The organism is Allomuricauda sp. MMSF_3307, from assembly GCF_030733585.1.
In the GTDB taxonomy this organism is placed as follows: domain Bacteria; phylum Bacteroidota; class Bacteroidia; order Flavobacteriales; family Flavobacteriaceae; genus Flagellimonas.
The window spans coordinates 304,120-321,277 of record NZ_JASHIQ010000001.1; the positions used below are offsets into that span (position 1 = coordinate 304,120).

The 17,158-nt window shown below is 43.8% G+C and carries 15 protein-coding genes; 5 read left to right on the forward strand and 10 right to left on the reverse strand.

Annotated features, from left to right (window positions below):
- Window positions 1-55: 55 nt before the first annotated feature.
- The 6 genes from RBB12_RS01310 to RBB12_RS01335 all read right to left on the reverse strand — a co-directional run bounded on the left by RBB12_RS01310 (window position 56) and on the right by RBB12_RS01335 (window position 7,311).
- A complete protein-coding gene (locus tag RBB12_RS01310; protein WP_306012483.1) occupies window positions 56-1,075 on the reverse strand; it encodes a phytase in 1,020 nt (339 codons plus the stop codon).
- 91 nt (window positions 1,076-1,166) lie between these two features.
- Complete coding sequence (locus RBB12_RS01315) at window positions 1,167-4,028, reverse strand: TonB-dependent receptor (RefSeq protein ID WP_409557897.1); 2,862 nt, start codon at window positions 4,026-4,028, stop codon at window positions 1,167-1,169.
- Between the two features lie 170 nt (window positions 4,029-4,198).
- Window positions 4,199-5,794, reverse strand: a complete 1,596-nt coding sequence (locus RBB12_RS01320; RefSeq protein WP_306012484.1) for a tetratricopeptide repeat protein — start codon at window positions 5,792-5,794, stop codon at window positions 4,199-4,201.
- Between the two features lie 144 nt (window positions 5,795-5,938).
- Complete coding sequence (gene rpmA, locus RBB12_RS01325; RefSeq protein ID WP_127142388.1) at window positions 5,939-6,199, reverse strand: 50S ribosomal protein L27; 261 nt, start codon at window positions 6,197-6,199, stop codon at window positions 5,939-5,941.
- Window positions 6,200-6,223: 24 nt separating this feature from the next.
- Entirely contained in the window at window positions 6,224-6,760 is a 537-nt protein-coding gene (gene rplU / locus RBB12_RS01330; protein ID WP_306012485.1) for a 50S ribosomal protein L21, read from the reverse strand.
- A gap of 95 nt (window positions 6,761-6,855) precedes the next feature.
- A complete protein-coding gene (locus RBB12_RS01335; RefSeq protein ID WP_179383007.1) occupies window positions 6,856-7,311 on the reverse strand; it encodes a DUF4199 domain-containing protein in 456 nt (151 codons plus the stop codon).
- 183 nt (window positions 7,312-7,494) lie between these two features.
- Here RBB12_RS01335 and RBB12_RS01340 point away from each other — a divergent pair, with 183 nt between their 5' ends.
- The 3 genes from RBB12_RS01340 (at window position 7,495) to RBB12_RS01350 (ending at window position 11,484) form a co-directional block, all read left to right on the forward strand.
- Window positions 7,495-8,817, forward strand: coding sequence for a M16 family metallopeptidase (locus tag RBB12_RS01340; protein ID WP_306012486.1), 1,323 nt, complete (start codon window positions 7,495-7,497; stop codon window positions 8,815-8,817).
- 1 nt (window position 8,818) lies between these two features.
- Complete coding sequence (locus RBB12_RS01345; RefSeq protein ID WP_179383009.1) at window positions 8,819-10,891, forward strand: pitrilysin family protein; 2,073 nt, start codon at window positions 8,819-8,821, stop codon at window positions 10,889-10,891.
- A gap of 158 nt (window positions 10,892-11,049) precedes the next feature.
- On the forward strand, window positions 11,050-11,484 hold the full coding sequence (locus RBB12_RS01350; protein ID WP_306012487.1) for a hypothetical protein: 435 nt from the start codon (window positions 11,050-11,052) through the stop codon (window positions 11,482-11,484).
- Here the strand turns inward: RBB12_RS01350 and gldD are convergent, their stop codons facing one another.
- Genes gldD through mutY form a run of 4 tightly spaced genes read right to left on the reverse strand, consistent with a single transcriptional unit; the run spans window position 11,485 to window position 14,890 of the window.
- Window positions 11,485-12,042: a gliding motility lipoprotein GldD gene (gene gldD / locus RBB12_RS01355; RefSeq protein ID WP_306012488.1), complete on the reverse strand. Its 558-nt coding sequence runs from the start codon at window positions 12,040-12,042 to the stop codon at window positions 11,485-11,487.
- Window positions 12,032-13,342, reverse strand: a complete 1,311-nt coding sequence (locus RBB12_RS01360; protein WP_306012489.1) for a gliding motility-associated protein GldE — start codon at window positions 13,340-13,342, stop codon at window positions 12,032-12,034. Before RBB12_RS01360 ends, gldD begins: the two co-directional genes overlap by 11 nt.
- Before the next feature lie 25 nt (window positions 13,343-13,367).
- Window positions 13,368-13,829, reverse strand: coding sequence for a single-stranded DNA-binding protein (locus RBB12_RS01365; protein WP_293280699.1), 462 nt, complete (start codon window positions 13,827-13,829; stop codon window positions 13,368-13,370).
- A gap of 23 nt (window positions 13,830-13,852) precedes the next feature.
- On the reverse strand, window positions 13,853-14,890 hold the full coding sequence (gene mutY, locus RBB12_RS01370; RefSeq protein ID WP_306012490.1) for an A/G-specific adenine glycosylase: 1,038 nt from the start codon (window positions 14,888-14,890) through the stop codon (window positions 13,853-13,855).
- A gap of 125 nt (window positions 14,891-15,015) precedes the next feature.
- On the opposite strand from mutY, the gene RBB12_RS01375 reads away from it, so the two are divergent.
- Both RBB12_RS01375 and RBB12_RS01380 read left to right on the forward strand, forming a co-directional pair.
- On the forward strand, window positions 15,016-15,306 hold the full coding sequence (locus RBB12_RS01375; protein WP_014032385.1) for an HU family DNA-binding protein: 291 nt from the start codon (window positions 15,016-15,018) through the stop codon (window positions 15,304-15,306).
- A 272-nt stretch (window positions 15,307-15,578) separates the two neighbouring features.
- A complete protein-coding gene (locus RBB12_RS01380) occupies window positions 15,579-17,129 on the forward strand; it encodes an Rne/Rng family ribonuclease (RefSeq protein ID WP_179383016.1) in 1,551 nt (516 codons plus the stop codon).
- The last annotated feature ends 29 nt before the right edge of the window (window positions 17,130-17,158 follow it).

Here is a 17,158-nt window from a genome sequence, read left to right on the forward strand (position 1 = left end):
AGCTCCAAAAACAAACTCGAACTGACGAATTTTTCAACCAAAATGCACACAAGAACTATTTCAGGTCGAGTGCTTTGTTCAAATCGTAAAAATAGAAGTTCTTTTCGTCGTTCATAGCGACAAAAAGCCCGTTCGAAAAGGTATCGTTCAATGGAACCGTTACCACATCGCAACCATCGGTTTCCAATGTGGATAGGTTTACCGCTTTTATAAAACTATTGTCTTTCCTTGAAAAAATGTTGAACTGTCCGCGTTGCTGGTCGGAAACGATGATATATCCCTCCCCGTTTGGATACCGGGCGATGGCAATGCCCTCAATATCCTCCAAGAACAGCTCGCCGCCAAAGCAAGCCAACTCCTCATTGCCCATACTCGGCTCCGCATAATACTTTTTGATGCACTCGCCTTCGTCGGAATAGTACACGTAGCCCATTTCATGGTCCACGGCAATGGCCTCGATTTCCTTGCCGCCCGTAAAGCTTCCGAACTTGCGGACCAAATTAGCGGTAACCCCAATGCTATCGGCCTCTAACTTATATTGATAGAGATAGGAACCGCTTGGACCTATTTTTCTACCTACTATGGCATAGAGGGAAGAGTCCTTTGGTGATTTGTAGAGGCTGATACCCATGGCCAAACGCTGCTCGATATTGGCTTCATCTTCAAAAACGGGAAAGCCTCCGCCATCCAATGGCTTCATATCCGGAACAGAAAACAATCTTATTTGTTGCTTTTCCCTTTCAGTAAAGGCAATTACATCTACCGCAACAGAATCGTTCAACTGAAAACCGTAGGCCAAATCCACGTTGTTGGGGCGTTCTATGTCTTTGATGGATTTTTCCTGAATAATCTTTCCATCCAAATCAAAGGCATAGACTCCTCCGTTCGTCTCTTTATCGGTTCCAAAGACAATGCTTTTGGAGGCATCATCGGGGTTCACCCAAATGGCGGGGTCATCGGTGTCGTTAGGGGTTTTTTCGGTAATCACATCGGGCGCTATGGCAGGCAGTTTACTTCCTTGTTGACAGGAAACCATGGCTAAAATGGCCAATAGTGGAATGTATGTTTTTCTCATAGTTATGGTTAAGATAAAAATACCAGTCCCAAGAACCCACCCAAAGGCAGGTTCTTGTTGTGGTACCGTATATAAAATATACTACCTGATTTTATTTTTTGAACAAATCGTACTTCAAACCAAAGGTCAATCGAAGTCCGTAGTACTCCGCTTGCTGCGTGCGTTCGCTCACGCCTTGGAAAAAGCGCAAGGGTTGGTTGGTGATGTTGTTCAAATCGGCATAGATCCTGAGTTTATTGTTGATGGCAAAACTGGAATTGAAATCCAAAAAGAACTGCTGATCATAATACCTGTCTTCAAAGGCGTTTCCGCCACTTTCATCCACGTAGGAGTCTGAAAAGTTCGCAGACAAACGGGCACTGAATCGCTTACCGGCGTAACCCAAGGAAGCATTGAACATATTGGGTGCGGTATTGGGCAAGTCCAAGTCGGTTCGCTCATCCCCATCCTCGTTTCGTATGCCATCGGCACTGGAAGTAAGATATGTATAGTTCAAGTAGATGTTGAAGTTTCTAGCGAAGCCCGGCAGAAAGTCGAGTTGTCGCTGGAAGGCAAATTCCACCCCAAAAATAGTGGCATTGTCCCCGTTCAATGGCTGGAATACATCAAAACCTTCTGTATCTGGGCCATAGGAGTTGTCCGGAGCTTCAGAAATGAAGGTATAAATAAAATCGTCGATATTTTTATAAAATAAACCTCCCGAGATTACCCCAATACTTTCAAAATAATGCTCTGCCATCAGATCAAAGTTCATGGAAGTGGTCGGGTCCAAGGCTGCGTTACCCAATATAATCTCGTCATCTGCATTGATAATTTCCGCTCTTGGAATCAAGTCTTCATAGTTGGGTCTGGCCAAGGTATTGGTCCACGCAAAGCGCAAAATGGTATTGGTACTAAAATCATATTTAAAATGTACACTGGGCAAAATGTTGGTGTATGAGTTATCGGCACTAACTTCTTGTGAGACGATGTCATCTTCCGTAAATGTTACGCTAAAACCATCGGATTCCAATTGGGTGTGTTCCAAACGAACCCCGGCCAATACGCTCAACTTATCCGAAAGTTTTTGATTGGCCATGATGTATCCTGCATACACGTTTTCTGAAATATCGAAGTTGCCGGGAAGAAATTCCTCGATGATGGATTCTCCGTTGTCCGCGTTCAGATTGAGACCGCCGAGCCATGCAGGGTCTGCGTAGAATCCTGCTGCATATTGACCTCCGGCCAAATAATCCGGGTCGGTGAAATCCCGATTTGGAACTGCATCCAGCGTAGGGAAGGTGTCTTCCAAATCATACTCAAAAAAATCATTGTTCCTATTCTTGTTCTTAAAGCGTCCCCTTGCCCCAAATTTTACGGTTCCATCTCCTTTTCCAAAAAGGTCCGCAGGAATTTCAACATTGACAAAAATATTAAGATCGTCTTCCTCCGTATATTGTGTTTCGTTGGTAATCTCATCAAACTCAAAAGCCGATAGATTGTTGGCGTCTCCTGGGTTTGCAGCGGTCATGATGGGAAACTCTGGGTCGCTATTGTCATTGATTACGGTGTATTCGGTAGCAAACTGCGCATAGCGCTCGTCCAATCGCTCTTCGGATGCCTTGGCGTACGATGTCAACCAATCTACTTTTACGTTGCCCCAAAGGTGGTTTCCCCCAAGGGTATAGTTTTGCATACGCTGGTCTTCCAAACGGGCGTTTTGGTTTCGGTTATTGTCTATTCCTCCTTTGGTTTCTCGGGCTATCTCTGCCGGAAAACGGGTCGGGATGCCGTTGGTGATAGTAAAATCATCAGGGCCAATATCCTCCGCATCCAAAATCTCTTGGGCCAAGACATAACGGTTCTCCCTATCATCCCTCCAGTTGTACATGGTTTTAAGGTAGATGGAGTTATTGGCATCGAATTGATAATCAAAATTGGCAGAAAAACTACGACGTACGCGTTGCACTAAATAGGTCCGTTGCTCGGCCACATTGGTGTATGGATTTACTTCCAATTCTTCTTCCTCTCCTTCTGCATTGGTAAATGCGAATTCGTCCGTCCATTCCGCTTCAATATTATCGGAACCAAAATCGTTATCCTGAATCACTGCACCCAACATCCATCCAAATTTTCCGTCCTTGGTACGATCCCCTACTAGGAACGAAGCATTTAAGTTTCTTTTATCCGTTATGAAATTTATCCCGGAGCCCAAAGTTGCCGAAAGTCGAAAGCCTTGCGGGGCAGTTCGGGTAACCAAATTCACGGAACCTCCCAAGGCATCGCCATCCATGTCGGGGGTTACGGCCTTGTTCACCTCTATGGTCTGGATCATATCCGATGGAATCAAATCCATTTGAATGTTACGGTTATCTGCTTCAGCAGATGGAATACGACTGCCGTTCAAGGTCACGGAATTGAGTTGTGGCGAAAGACCCCTCACAATCACATTACGCGCCTCCCCTTGGTCCACTTGCATGGTGATACCCGGTATACGTTTTACCGCATCACCGATATTGGCATCGGGAAATTTTCCTATCTGGTCGGTGGAAACCACGTTGGTAATGTTCAAATTGGTTCGTTGCGTGTTCAGCGCCTTGGCTTGGCCGCTCAAACCTTGTGCAGCGACTTCCACTTCGTCCAATTGATAATTGGTAGGCATCAATTCTACCACCACACTGGCTGTTTCTCCAGAGGCAACCGATACTTCTTGATCTACATTTCCATATCCTATGTAGGTAATCTGAAGTGTATAGGTTCCTTCAGGTACACCCACCAAGGTAAACCGTCCATCAAAATCGGAAATTGTTCCTTTGTTCAGCGTTTCAATAAAGATGTTGGCACCAGAGACGTAAATTCCGTTTTCATCGGAAATGGTACCCTGAATATTTCCTGTTTGGGCTTGTGCTGTGGCAAAGCCAAAGACTGAGAACAGCGTTACAAACAGGTAATTTTTGATATGCATTAGTTTCATTTCAATTTGCGTTTTGGTTTTCTCAAAACTATGTATATCAATTCGTTATGGTTTGAAATAAAGGGAAACAAAAAGGAAACAAAAGGGAAAATGCACAGAAACAAGAGGGCAACAATTACAGTTAATTTACATTGGCATAACCTTTTCCATAAAACAGGGAGGAAATGGTGCTAAAGATCGATCATAAAGTTTACCAGTTCTTCCTTTTGATCAATGGGCAGCTTTTTTCGAAGTCGATGACGGGCCACACGGACACTATCTGGGGTTACCCGTAAAATGGATGCAATTTCCTTGGAGGAAAGATTCAACCGCAACAGCATGCCCAAGCGGAGTTCGGCGGGCGAAAGGGAGTTTTGGGACAAGGAAGATAATTTCTTGACGAATTCGGGGTGGATTTCCTTAAAAAAGCTCATAAACTCATCCCACTCCTGTTCCTGTTTTAGATTGAAGTCGATTTCCTTGACCAACTCCTTGATTTTGCTCGAGGTGTCCATGTGCTTACGTGAAGCTATGTTTCTTAAGGTGTTGGACATATCCAGTAAGATCTTGTTTTTCTGGGAAAGGTGAAGGCTGTATCGAGACAAGGAGGCTGCCTTAAGCTGTACCTCGTGTTGGAGGTTTTTTTCTTCGATGGCCTTTTTGTCCAGTTCCGCCTTTAGCATGCGTTGTTTGTATTCCTGAATCTTTAACTTGGCCTTTCGCTTTCTGCCCATGTAGTAGTACAGAATAACGAAGATGACCGCAATTGAAAAGAGGGCTACCCAAAGTAAATTCTGATGGGCCTCGCTCACCTTGTTCTGCTCTTTGAGCAGCTCAATCTCTGCTTCCTTTTTGTTGGTTTCGTAAATGGTCTGGAGCACGTTCAACTGATCGCTGTTCTGGGACGTGAGCATATCGTTGTTGTATTGCTCGGCCAGAAGCAGATGGGCATGTGCCTGTTCAAAATTACCCATAAGCGCATAGGTTTTGGAGAGGTCCTTGTGCGCACTTTCCATTTGATGAAGGTCGTTGATTTGGATGGCAAGTTCCAGTGCCAAGGTGGTTTTTTCCAAGGCGGACGGATACTCCCCTCTTTTCCGAAAAACATCGCCTAGATTGTTCAATACATTCGCTTCTGTCTCGGTTCCGGTCCCTTTGAGATGGCCATAAGCCCTGTTGAAATAATCATAGGCAAGATCAAATTGTTCAAGGTCTTCATAAATGCTTCCGATATTTTCGTTGGTCAGTGCGGTGCCCATATCATCCCGAAGCTCTTTGAAAAGCGCCAAGCTCCTTCTTTGATCTTCCAAGGCTTCCCCATATTCCGATTGCTTTTCGTGGCTTGCCCCCAAAAGTCCCAAGGATGTGGCCAGACCTTTTTTGTCGCCTAGTTGCTCACAGGCCGCTTTGGTCTCCTCAAAATACTTTTCAGCAAGTTCAAAATTGTTTAGGGAAAGGTAAACTTTGCCAATGTTGTTGTTAAGTTCGGCATACAACATATCATCGGGATGATGCACCAGTTGTTCAAGGGCAAAATTATATTGTGCCAAGGCTTCGGTATACAGACCAAGGGAATGATAATATGCTCCAAGTTCTAGATGTCCAACGGCAATTTGTAGCGGTGATTCCGGGTGCTGCTTGGCCGTTTCCAACCGCTTCTGAAGTATATGATAGGCTTCTCCAGCCAGTCCCATATCCAAAGAAGCATCAGTTTGCTGGCCATAAAGTGAAATTGGCAACAAACCCAACGTCAAAAAAAACAGTATAGACCCGAAAATCTTTTTCATGATGCGTACTTGGACAAGCAAACATTGAAGTTCGTTTTTCAGGCTAATCCTAACATCACCTTTAGGTTATAAAACCATTAAAATTTCACAAATAAAAAAAGCCCCGCAAATGCGAGGCTTTTTTATCCATTATGTAGTTGTTGATTAGGCTTGGAAAGGCTCGATGGATACAAAAGATTTTCCACCTGCTTTTTTCTCAAACTTAACAACACCATCTACCTTGGCGTGCAAGGTATGGTCTTTTCCTGCGTATACATTTTCGCCAGGGTTGTGCTTGGTACCACGTTGTCTTACAATGATGTTACCAGCTACTGCTGCCTGACCACCAAAAATCTTAACGCCTAAGCGTTTCGATTCTGATTCTCTACCGTTTTTTGAACTACCTACACCTTTCTTGTGAGCCATGATATATAAATTTTAGTTCTTGTCTTATTTGCTTAACGCTTCGATCAACTCGGCTTTCTTCATAGAAGAGTAACCGCTGATTTCCTTGGCTTTTGCCATTTCCTTCAACTCAGCAACCGTTTTGGAACTCAAATCCTCAGTCGCCTTGGGAGCTTCTTTCTTTGGGGCTTCCGCTTTTTTCTCTGCTTTTGGTTCAGCAGCTGGTTTTGCTTCAGCTTTTGCTTTGGCTGGGGCAGCTTTCTTAGCGCCTTTCGCTACAATGCTTTCCACAACGATTTCGGTCAAATACTGTCTGTGACCGTTTTTCTTTTGGTAACCCTTACGTCTTTTCTTTTTAAAGACGATTACCTTATCTCCCTTAAGGTGCTTTACTACTTTGGCTTCAACAGCCGCACCTTCTATGACCGGGGCGCCAATGGTTACGTTACCACCATCTTCCAAAAGAAGGACCTTGTCAAAAGTGACCTTGCCACCTTCTTCCTCTTGCAAACGATGAACGTACACTTTTTGGTCTTTTGCAACTTTAAACTGCTGCCCTGCCATTTCTACAATTGCGTACATAATGCGTTAATTAGATTAAAAATTCTTTCGCTTTGTCAAAATTAGCGGGTGCAAATATACTGCTAAATCCTTAATCTACAAGTATTCTATTTGATTTAACCCATTATTTTTTTGGAGTTGTTGCTGGTTTTGAACAATTGCATAAAGGAAAGCGTTAAAACCAAAGTTGTGGCAAACCCCATGATGGCCACCGTAAAAAAGACGATACCCTCGAAGTTCTTATAATCACTGGACCAAGCGGTGGAAAGTTCCCCTAAAAAGGCACTGTCCAGCTCCGTGGCATAAAATGCAAAGAAAATGGTGAACAGCAAGGTGGCCACAAACCCTGTTGTGATACCTGCCGTAAACCCGCTCCCATACGTAAAGTTTTTACCTTTCCGCAGTTTGGTGTATTTAATGGTCTCATAAATCCCAAAACCCGTAATCACCCCATTGAACAGACTAAAAAAGACGTTCGTGTGCTTGCCCATTAACGCCAGAATCAAAAAATAGGCAATGAGCACCGCACTGGTGACAATTCCGAAACGGATTGGAAGGGTAATGTTTTTCATAGTATTGTTTTTGGATTCACGTATTAATTTACTGAATGTTTGCCAATTATGCTAAATTTTAAATCTAAAGACTTTTATAAAACTTCTGCCCACCCACAAAATATTTTATATTTTGCGTAACATCGAGCAAGAAATCGATACCAACCCCATAGCAACATCAATTTTTAAATACTGACTATTACAATGAAAAAACATTTGTTTTCTGCATGGCTCATGCTCTTTGGAGCGGTCACGCTTTCTGCACAGGAAGTCGTTTTTGAAGAGTATGACCTGGACAATGGGCTTCACGTTATCCTACATCAGGACAATGGCGCCCCAGTAGTGACCACATCGGTAATGTACCATGTGGGATCCAAGGACGAGGATCCCAACAAAACAGGTTTTGCCCACTTTTTTGAACATTTATTGTTCGAGGGCACCAAAAACATCGAACGTGGTGAATGGGACCAAATCGTAGCTTCCAACGGGGGCAGGCACAACGCCAATACCTTTTTGGACCGCACCTATTATTATGAGGTGTTCCCTTCCAACAGTTTGGAGGTAGGCCTTTGGCTGGAATCGGAGCGATTGCTGCATCCCATTATAGGTCAAGTGGGGGTCGACACCCAAAAAGAAGTGGTACAGGAAGAAAGAAGGCTTAGAACGGACAATGCTCCTTACGGTGCCTTTTTTGAGCAAATCCTGAAAAATCTCTACACCGAACATCCGTACCGTTGGGGCGTTATTGGGTCGTTGGACCATTTGGCCAGCGCCACTTTGGATGATTTTAAGAAATTCAACAAAACCTATTACGTGCCCAACAATGCCGTTTTGGTGGTAGCTGGTGATTTTGATACCGAAAAGACCAAAGAAATGATTCAAGATTACTTTGGTCCTATCCCTAGAGGCGCCGAAATTCAGCGACCCAACGTAAAGGAAGAGCCCATCACCACCACAAAATTTGCCAAGTATTACGACCCCAATATCCAAATCCCAGCCATCTTATTGGCTTACCGGACTCCTGGGCAAGGCCAACGCGATGCCTATGTGATCAACATGATCTCTACCTATTTGAGTGACGGGGAAAGCTCCAAACTCTACAAGAAACTGGTGGACGAGAAAAAAATGGCATTACAAATACTATCGGTACCTGTGGATGCGGAAGATTACAGCTCTTACATTGTTGGAGGACTTCCTGTGGGCGACAATTCCATCCAGGACATCAAAAAGGAAATCGATGAGGAAATCCTAAAGCTTCAGATGGAGCTCATTTCTGAAAAGGATTACCAAAAACTCCAGAACAAGTTCGAAAACCAATTTGTAAATGCCAACAGCAGTGTTGAGGGCATTGCCAATTCCTTGGCCGAAAACTATATGCTCAAGGACGACACCAACCTCATCAACACGGAAATCGACATTTACCGCTCCATTACCCGAGAGGAAATCATGGAAGTGGCCAAAAAATATTTGAAGGTGAACCAACGCTTGGAGTTGGAATACCTACCAGAACAAAAAGACGCTAATTAAGATGAAAAAGTATTTAGTTTTGACCGTGCTGTCGCTTTTCATGACAGCATCGTACGCACAAATAGACCGAAGCACACAGCCCAAACCAGGGCCAGCTCCCAAAATCAACCTGAAAGATCCTGCCCGTTTTGAATTGAAGAACGGCCTGAAAGTACTGGTGGTGGAAAACCATAAATTGCCAAGGGTGCGGGTACAGCTCTCGATTGACAACCCTCCCATTATGGAAGGGGACAAAGCAGGTCTTTCCGCACTCACGGCGAGCATGATGGGAAAAGGATCCAAAAACATCCCAAAAGATGAATTCTACGAAGAAGTGGATTTTTTGGGCGCAACAGTTTTTATCGGTGATCAAAGTGCCTTTGCCAGCTCCTTGTCCAAATACTTTCCAAGAATTTTGGAACTGATGGCAGATGCTGCCCTTAACCCGAACTTTCTTCCCGAAGAGTTTGATAAGGAAAAAGAAAAGATCATCACAGCGATCAAATCCGAAGAAAAAGACGTTTCCGCGGTGGCAGACCGAGTACAATTGGCCCTTGCCTACGGAAAAAATCATCCTTTTGGTGAATTTATGACAGAGGAAACGGTGAACAATGTTACCCTAGCGGATGTTGAGCAATTTTATCGTTCCTATTTTGTGCCCGCCAATGCCTATTTGGTGGTCATCGGGGATGTGGAATTCGAAAACGTAAAAGAATTGGTGACCAAGGCGTTCACTCCTTGGTCGAAAGCGGCTCCGCCTTCTTTCACCTATTCCGACCCCAAAGATGTGCAGTACACGCAGATCAACTTTGTGGATATGCCCAATGCCGTACAGTCCGAAGTGGCCGTGCAGAACATCACCGATCTGAAAATGAAGGACGAAGATTATCTGGATGCCTTGTTGGCCAACCGAATCTTGGGCGGTGGCGGACAAGCCCGATTGTTCAAAAACCTACGTGAGGACAAAGGATACACATACGGTTCCTACTCTGGCATCAGGGCGAACAAATACAGCCCTATGCGATTTAATGCCTATGCACAGGTAAGGAATGCGGTAACCGACAGTTCCGTAGTTGAAATTTTAAAGGAAATCGACAAAATTACTACCGAACCCGTATCCGATGAAGAGCTGGCCAATGCCAAGGCAAAATACGCCGGAAGCTTCGTTATGGCACTTGAAAAGCCCGAAACCGTGGCGGAATATGCCCTGAACATCGAAACAGAGGACCTTCCAAAGGATTTTTACGAGACCTATTTGGAGCGATTGGACGCTATTACCAAAGAGGATGTGCTCCAAGCTGCCCAAAAGCATTTCTCCACTACAAATGCTAGAGTGGTGGTCACTGGAAAAGGAAGCGATGTATTGGAAAATTTGGAAAAAGTGACCTTTAAGGGCAAAGACGTTCCCGTGTTGTATTTTGATAAATATGCAAACAAGACAGAAAAGCCCGATTACAATGCTGCAGTTCCTGAAGGAATGGATGCGAAAACAGTACTCGAAAACTACATCCAAGCGATTGGAGGCAAAGCCAAGCTTGAAGGGGTAGAATCGTATTCCATGGTGGCCGAAGCAGAGATGCAGGGCATGAAACTGGAACTGGAGATGAAGAAAACAGCTCAGGACCAATTCATGCAAAATGTGAAAGTGCAGGGAAATTCCATGCAAAAACAGGTGTTGGATGGCGATAGTGGTTATATGGTAGTGCAGGGCCAACGCAAGGACCTTTCCCCAGAAGAGATTTCCAAGATCAAGGAAGAATCAGCCGCATTCCCCGAACTGAACTATTTGGCCGCAGGTGATGTTTCCTTGGAAGGGATAGAGCCCGTGGGCGATAAAAAAGCATACAAATTAAAGATCAGTGACAACAAAACGGCCTTTTATGACGTAGAGACCGGGCTTAAAGTTCAAGAAATCAACACCCAAGAGATGCAAGGCCAACAAATGACCAGCACTCTAGGCTATGGTGATTACCAAGAAGTTTCCGGTATCAAGTTCCCGTTTAAGTTGATGCAAAGCATGGGCCCCCAAAACTTTGAGTTCCTTGTGAAGGAAATCAAAGTAAATGAGGGAGTAGATGCCTCGGATTTTAAATAAAAAACAGTCCCTTACAAAAAAAAGCGCTCCACTGGAGCGCCTTTTTTATGATGGGTCATTCATTATAAGATAAAAAGTATCTTTTCTTAACACTTCTAAAAGCTTCATTAATTACACGCTAATTTTTACTGTTTATTTTTGTGTTCAAATTCGAGATCATGAAAAAATTTGTTTCCTATTTGGCTTTGGCCTGTCTATTGGTAAGCACCTCCTGCAAAGAGGAGAAAAAGGCCCCCGAGGGCCCTACACAAATGGAAAAGGTGATGGCCATCCACGACGAGGTGATGCCCAAAATGAGCACCATTGGTAAATTGGTCGGTGAGCTCCGACCTAAGGTAGATTCCACAGAAGTTGGCCAACAGTACGAAGAAGCTATGAAGGACCTTCAAGACGCCAATACTGCCATGATGGATTGGATGAAGGAGTTTGGTGATCGGTTCAACCACGACGAAATCATGAACGGCAAAGAACTTTCCGAAGAAAAGCAACAACTACTGGACGAGGAAGAGGAAAAAGTGAAGGTGGTAAAGGAAAAAATCAACGGTAGTATTGAACGTGCCCAGGCCCTGTTGGCCAAGGACACGGTGCAATAATTATTCCTTCCATCGCAGGCTTTCCATAATCCTCCGGATATCGTTTTGGAGGTACATGGCCGCTGGCAGTATGGAGTCGTAGTTCGGTTTGGCGTAAAAATACAGCGAGCCCGTCACAAAATGATCGGTACTGTCGGTCACATAAAATTGTGATTGGGAAGCGGCGTTGCCACTCACTTCGTAGAACATGCCATACACTCCATCTTCTTGGTTGATAAAGGGTTGTTCCACAATATTATCAGCCTTCACCACGTGTTCGTACGACAATTTTTGGGCATCTACCAGTAAGGTGTCCAAATTTCCTTGAACGGGCTTATAGGTAAGGTAAATGGACCCTTTCATCATGGGATAGTCCAGTACAAGGGAACAATCCTTGTTTTCCTTGATATTGGACAGGCTGTTCTGGTCGAAGGTGTACACACAATCAGCATCAGCGGTTTGGTAGTCGGCCGTCGGATACTCCAATCGGAGCATGGCTTTCGGTTTGGGCAGTACCTCCTCCTTACAACCAATCGAGAATACGGCGAGCGCCAAAAATAGGAACATCTTATGCTTCATGTGGTAAAGTTACTTTAATACGTTTTAATCGTTTTTTATCCATGCTTTCCACCACAAACAGATAGTCCTTGAAAGGTACTTTTTCCCCGATTTTAGGGAAGCTTCCCGAAATTTCCAGCACGAATCCGGCAATGGTCTCGGATTCCCCTTTTTGACTTTCAAATTCGTTCTCCTCCTCTATTTTGGCCACGCGGTAGAAATCCTTGAGGGCCGTTTTGCCATCGAACACAAAATTGTAATCATCCAATTTGGAAAAGACCAAATCTTCATCATCAAACTCATCGCTGATATCTCCCACGATTTCTTCGATGATATCTTCCAGGGTTACGATTCCCGATGTTCCCCCGTATTCATCCACCACAACGGCCAAGTGGTTCTTCTTATCCTGAAATTCCAAAAGCAGGTCGTCCAGTTTCTTGTTTTCGGGCACAAAATAGGGCTCGCGTATCAACGACATCCAATTAAAATTCTTTCTTTCTATGTAGGGCAACAGATCTTTGACGTACAGCACCCCAAGCACGTTGTCCATATTTTCGGAAAAAACTGGGATTCGGGAATAGCCATTTTCTTTTATTTCTTCCAACACTTCTGGAAACTTCATTTTTTCGTTGAGCGCAAAAATATCGATACGTGGGCACATTACCTGCTTGGTATCGGTATTCCCAAAGGTCACAATACCCTCAAGAATCTTCTGTTCCTCTTTGGTAGTGTCCCCTTCGGAGGCCAGTTCGAGCGCTTGGGATAGATGGTTGATGCTCAGGTTAGATTTTTTCTTGCCCAATTTGTCTTCCATAAAAAGGGTCACCGATCGCATGGGTGAGCTCAAGGGAGTAAAGATATAATTGAGCACGTTTAGCGGCACGGCGATGAACTGGGAAAACTGCACCCTATTGCGGTTCGCATAGATTTTTGGCAAAATTTCACCAAACATCAATATTAAAAAGGTGGCCACTACTACTTCCAACAAAAAGCGGAGGGTGCCATCGATTTCTGCAAAAATGGTATTGCCGATGGAGCTAAAAAGCAGCACTATCCCAATATTGATGGCATTATTGGTAATCAGAATGGTGGCCAGTAACTTTTTGGGCTTTGCCAGAAGCTCCACGATCAATTTGCTTCGGGACGAATTGCTTTCCTGCATTTCGTTCACATCGGTCTGAGATAGGCCAAAAAGGGCCACTTCCGCTGCCGAAATAAGGGCTGAACAGGCCAACAACAGCACTAGCACAACTATTTTAATGGTAAAGACTCCACTAAAAGTGGAAAGGTAAAATGCCAAACTATGGGGCTCGGGATCCAATGTAGTATTGCTTTAAACTTTGTATTTAGAATGGTAGGTCATCATCCTCTTCGGTATCTTCCATGGGTGCGGCCGAACTTTGGCCACCCGCAGGTTCTTGGTAATTGGAAGGCGACGAACCGGATGACTGTGCATTGGCCATACTCTCCTTTTTAGTGGTCAAAAAGGTAAAATCCTGCACATGCACTTCGGTAGTGTACCGCATATTGCCGTCCTCTCCTTGCCATTGCCTGTTTTTTAAACGCCCCTCCACATAGACTTTGTCCCCTTTACTGAGGTATTTTTCACAGATCTCGGCGGCCTTATTGCGGACCACAATGTTATGCCAATCCGTATTGGTGACCCTTTCCCCAGTTTGCCTATTGGTATAGGTTTCGTTGGTGGCCAAAGGGAATCTGCCAATACAGTTTCCTCCTTCAAAATAGTGCATTTTCACTTCGTCTCCCAAATGCCCAATCAGCATTACTTTGTTCAATGTTCCGCTCATATCTCTTTAATTTGTCAAAAGTACTAAATTTTAAATGTCTTGATAAAATCAGCTATCAAAACCGGTACGGGAAAATCATCGATTTTTTTCCACGGTATTCCTTCCTCTAATATATGGGAAGTTTTTAGGATCCAAAACTGTGTATGCAAATGTTGATGTGAAAGTTTGTGAATGATGGGTTCATTATTATATAAGGACAGTGTCTCAATTTCTAACGGGGTATGGTTCACTTTCATTTTTTCTTCAATTTCTCCATCCTCCAAAGGACCATCGGTTTCTAGGAGTGGAAATTGATACAGGTTTTGCCATATACCCTTGCCCTTGCGTTGCTCCAAAACGGTATTCCCATTTCCATCCAACCATACCAAATAATTAAAGTACCGGTTCCGCACCTTGGTCTTGTTCAGTTTTATGGGCAGTATGTCCACCTTGTTCTCCTTAAGGGCCACACAACTTTCCTGCAACGGACAAAGCAGGCAGTAAGGTTTTTTGGGAGCACATTGTATGGCACCAAACTCCATGATGCCCTGATTGTAGTCTCGAATATTCTCGGCATCCATCACCTCCCTGGCCAACTCCTTAAAATAGGTAATGCCTTCGGTACTATTAATAGGTATATCCACCCCAAAATATCTGGAAAGTACCCGGTACACATTTCCATCCACAACAGGTTCGGGCACATCAAAACAAAAAGAGGCTATGGCACTTGCCGTATAGTCGCCTACTCCTTTTAGTGTCTTAAGTTCTTCATAGGTATGTGGAAACTGACCATCAAATTCGGTAACAACCATTTTGGCAGTGGTATGGAGATTACGCGCCCGGGAATAATATCCCAGTCCCTGCCACAACTTCAGCACCTGTTCCTCTGGTGCCTCCGCCAAATCGTAGACTGTGGGAAATGTTTCCACAAAACTCAAATAATAGGGCATCCCTTGGGCCACTCGGGTTTGCTGAAGTATAATTTCCGATAGCCAAACCCGGTAAGGGTCACGGGTTTGTCTCCATGGAAGATCGCGTTGATGTTCATGGTACCAATTCAGGATTTTCGGGGCAAAACTCATGGCTGAAAGTAATAAAGCCCAAATGTATCAGTTTATATACTTAAAATTAAAGGGTTAAAGGGAAAGATTAATTATAATGTTTATATTTGCAAGCCGAAAAAAAAATAGAAAATTAATAAGACGAAATGACGAAAGCGGATATTGTAACTAGGATCTCGGAGAAACTAGGTATCGAAAAAGGAGATGTGCAAGCGACTGTAGAATCCTTTATGGAGGAGGTAAAATCATCATTGGAAAATGGCGATAATGTTTATTTAAGAGGTTTTGGTAGTTTTATCATCAAGACCAGAGCGGAAAAAACAGGTAGAAATATCTCTAAGAACACTACCATCAAAATTCCTGCGCACAATATACCTGCATTCAAGCCGGCCAAAGTATTTGTGGAGGGCGTTAAGACCAACGTACAAGTAAAATAATATAATTAACAACACTAAAGCAAGAGCATATGCCAAGTGGAAAGAAAAGAAAAAGACATAAGGTAGCGACGCACAAGCGTAAGAAGCGCAGAAGAGCTAACCGACACAAGAAAAAGTAGTTGTTTCAACTACTTTTTCGTTTTACCCTATTACGTTCTTTGACATAGAGATTCAAGCAACGAATTTCAATCGGTTCGAAAAATGACCGATTCCATATATTGTTTAATCATTTGTCCCAATATTAATCGTGGGACAGATAAAAATCGATTCAGGTGAATAGAGAATTAATCGTAAGATCTACTCCTGAAGCAGTCGATTTTGCCTTACTAAAGGATGGAAAATTAGTAGAATTACACAAAGAAGAAGACAATAACAACTTTTCCGTAGGGGATATCTTCCTAGCCAAGATCAGAAAACCCGTTACAGGCCTAAATGCAGCATTTGTCAATGTAGGTTATGAAAAAGATGCGTTCCTGCACTATCACGACCTGGGCCCGCAACTGTCTTCCATGTTGAAATTCATCAAAAAAATTAGAACGGGAAAACTCCGCGAGTACTCCCTAAAAGATTTTCCATTTGAAAAAGACATTGACAAGAATGGCAGCATCAACGATGTGTTGAAAGCCAATCAGTCACTATTGGTACAAATTGTAAAAGAACCCATCTCCACCAAAGGACCACGAATCAGTTCCGAGCTTTCCATAGCCGGTCGTTACTTGGTCATGGTGCCTTTTTCCGACCGTGTCTCGGTATCCCAAAAAATAGCGAGCAAAGAAGAAAAGGACAGGCTTATACGTCTTGTAAAGAGTATTAAGCCCAAAGGATTTGGAGTTATTATCCGTACCGTTGCAGAAGGCAAAAAGGTTGCTGAACTGGATAAGGATCTACAGAACTTGTTTTCCAAATGGACAAACATGTGCAAGAAATTGTACAAAGCGCCCCATCCATCCAAAGTATTGGTGGAACTGAACAGGGCATCATCCATCCTTCGGGATGTATTCAACGATTCCTTTACCGGAATTTATGTTGATGAAGAAACGCTTTACAACCAAATCAAGGATTATGTGCACGAGATTGCACCAGAGAAAGAATCCATTGTAAAGCAGTACACCGGTTCGGCCCCGATTTTTGAGAAATTCGGGATAGAGCGTCAAATCAAGACCTCGTTTGGCCGAACAGCATCCATGAGCCGAGGGGCTTATCTTGTTATCGAGCATACCGAAGCACTGCACGTTATCGACGTGAACAGCGGTAACCGCTCCAACAAGGCCAAAAACCAAGAAGATACCGCACTCGAAGTCAACCTATTGGCAGCAACCGAAATTGCACGACAATTGCGCTTGCGCGATATGGGAGGAATCATTGTGGTAGATTTTATAGATATGACCAAAGGTGACCATCGACGCAAATTGTTCGACCACCTAAGGAACGAAATGAAGGACGACAGGGCCAAACATAAAATTTTGCCCCCCAGTAAATTCGGACTTGTCCAAATTACGAGGCAAAGGGTCCGTCCCGAAATGAACATCAAAACCAGTGAGGAAAACCCGAACGTATCGGGTGCCGAAGTGGAAGCTCCCATTGTTTTGATCGATAAGATCCAAGCAGATTTGGAGCGAATCCTTAAACCGGACCGCAAAATCAACGGAATTGTATTGAACATACATCCTTTTATTGCGGCATACCTAACCAAAGGATTCCCATCCATTCGTTCCAAATGGTTTAAAATGTACAAGAAGTGGATTAAAATCCAACCTAGGGATGCCTATACATACCTAGAGTACCGTTTTAAGGACAAGGACGGTAAAACCATAAGACCATAACAAAAAAGCGACCCCAAACCGGGTCGCTT

Excerpts from the sequence above, each read along its gene's own strand:
- RBB12_RS01345 (WP_179383009.1), top strand. The coding sequence starts at position 8,819 with ATGAAAAAGTATTTAGTTTTGACCGTGCTGTCGCTTTTCATGACAGCA.
- gldD (WP_306012488.1), bottom strand. The coding sequence starts at position 12,042 with ATGAAGCATAAGATGTTCCTATTTTTGGCGCTCGCCGTATTCTCGATT.
- RBB12_RS01365 (WP_293280699.1), bottom strand. The coding sequence starts at position 13,829 with ATGAGCGGAACATTGAACAAAGTAATGCTGATTGGGCATTTGGGAGAC.
- rpmA (WP_127142388.1), bottom strand. The coding sequence starts at position 6,199 with ATGGCTCACAAGAAAGGTGTAGGTAGTTCAAAAAACGGTAGAGAATCA.
- rplU (WP_306012485.1), bottom strand. The coding sequence starts at position 6,760 with ATGTACGCAATTGTAGAAATGGCAGGGCAGCAGTTTAAAGTTGCAAAA.
- RBB12_RS01335 (WP_179383007.1), bottom strand. The coding sequence starts at position 7,311 with ATGAAAAACATTACCCTTCCAATCCGTTTCGGAATTGTCACCAGTGCG.
- RBB12_RS01310 (WP_306012483.1), bottom strand. The coding sequence starts at position 1,075 with ATGAGAAAAACATACATTCCACTATTGGCCATTTTAGCCATGGTTTCC.
- mutY (WP_306012490.1), bottom strand. The coding sequence starts at position 14,890 with ATGAGTTTTGCCCCGAAAATCCTGAATTGGTACCATGAACATCAACGC.
- RBB12_RS01320 (WP_306012484.1), bottom strand. The coding sequence starts at position 5,794 with ATGAAAAAGATTTTCGGGTCTATACTGTTTTTTTTGACGTTGGGTTTG.
- RBB12_RS01315 (WP_409557897.1), bottom strand. The coding sequence starts at position 4,028 with ATGAAACTAATGCATATCAAAAATTACCTGTTTGTAACGCTGTTCTCA.
- RBB12_RS01350 (WP_306012487.1), top strand. The coding sequence starts at position 11,050 with ATGAAAAAATTTGTTTCCTATTTGGCTTTGGCCTGTCTATTGGTAAGC.
- RBB12_RS01375 (WP_014032385.1), top strand. The coding sequence starts at position 15,016 with ATGACGAAAGCGGATATTGTAACTAGGATCTCGGAGAAACTAGGTATC.
- RBB12_RS01340 (WP_306012486.1), top strand. The coding sequence starts at position 7,495 with ATGAAAAAACATTTGTTTTCTGCATGGCTCATGCTCTTTGGAGCGGTC.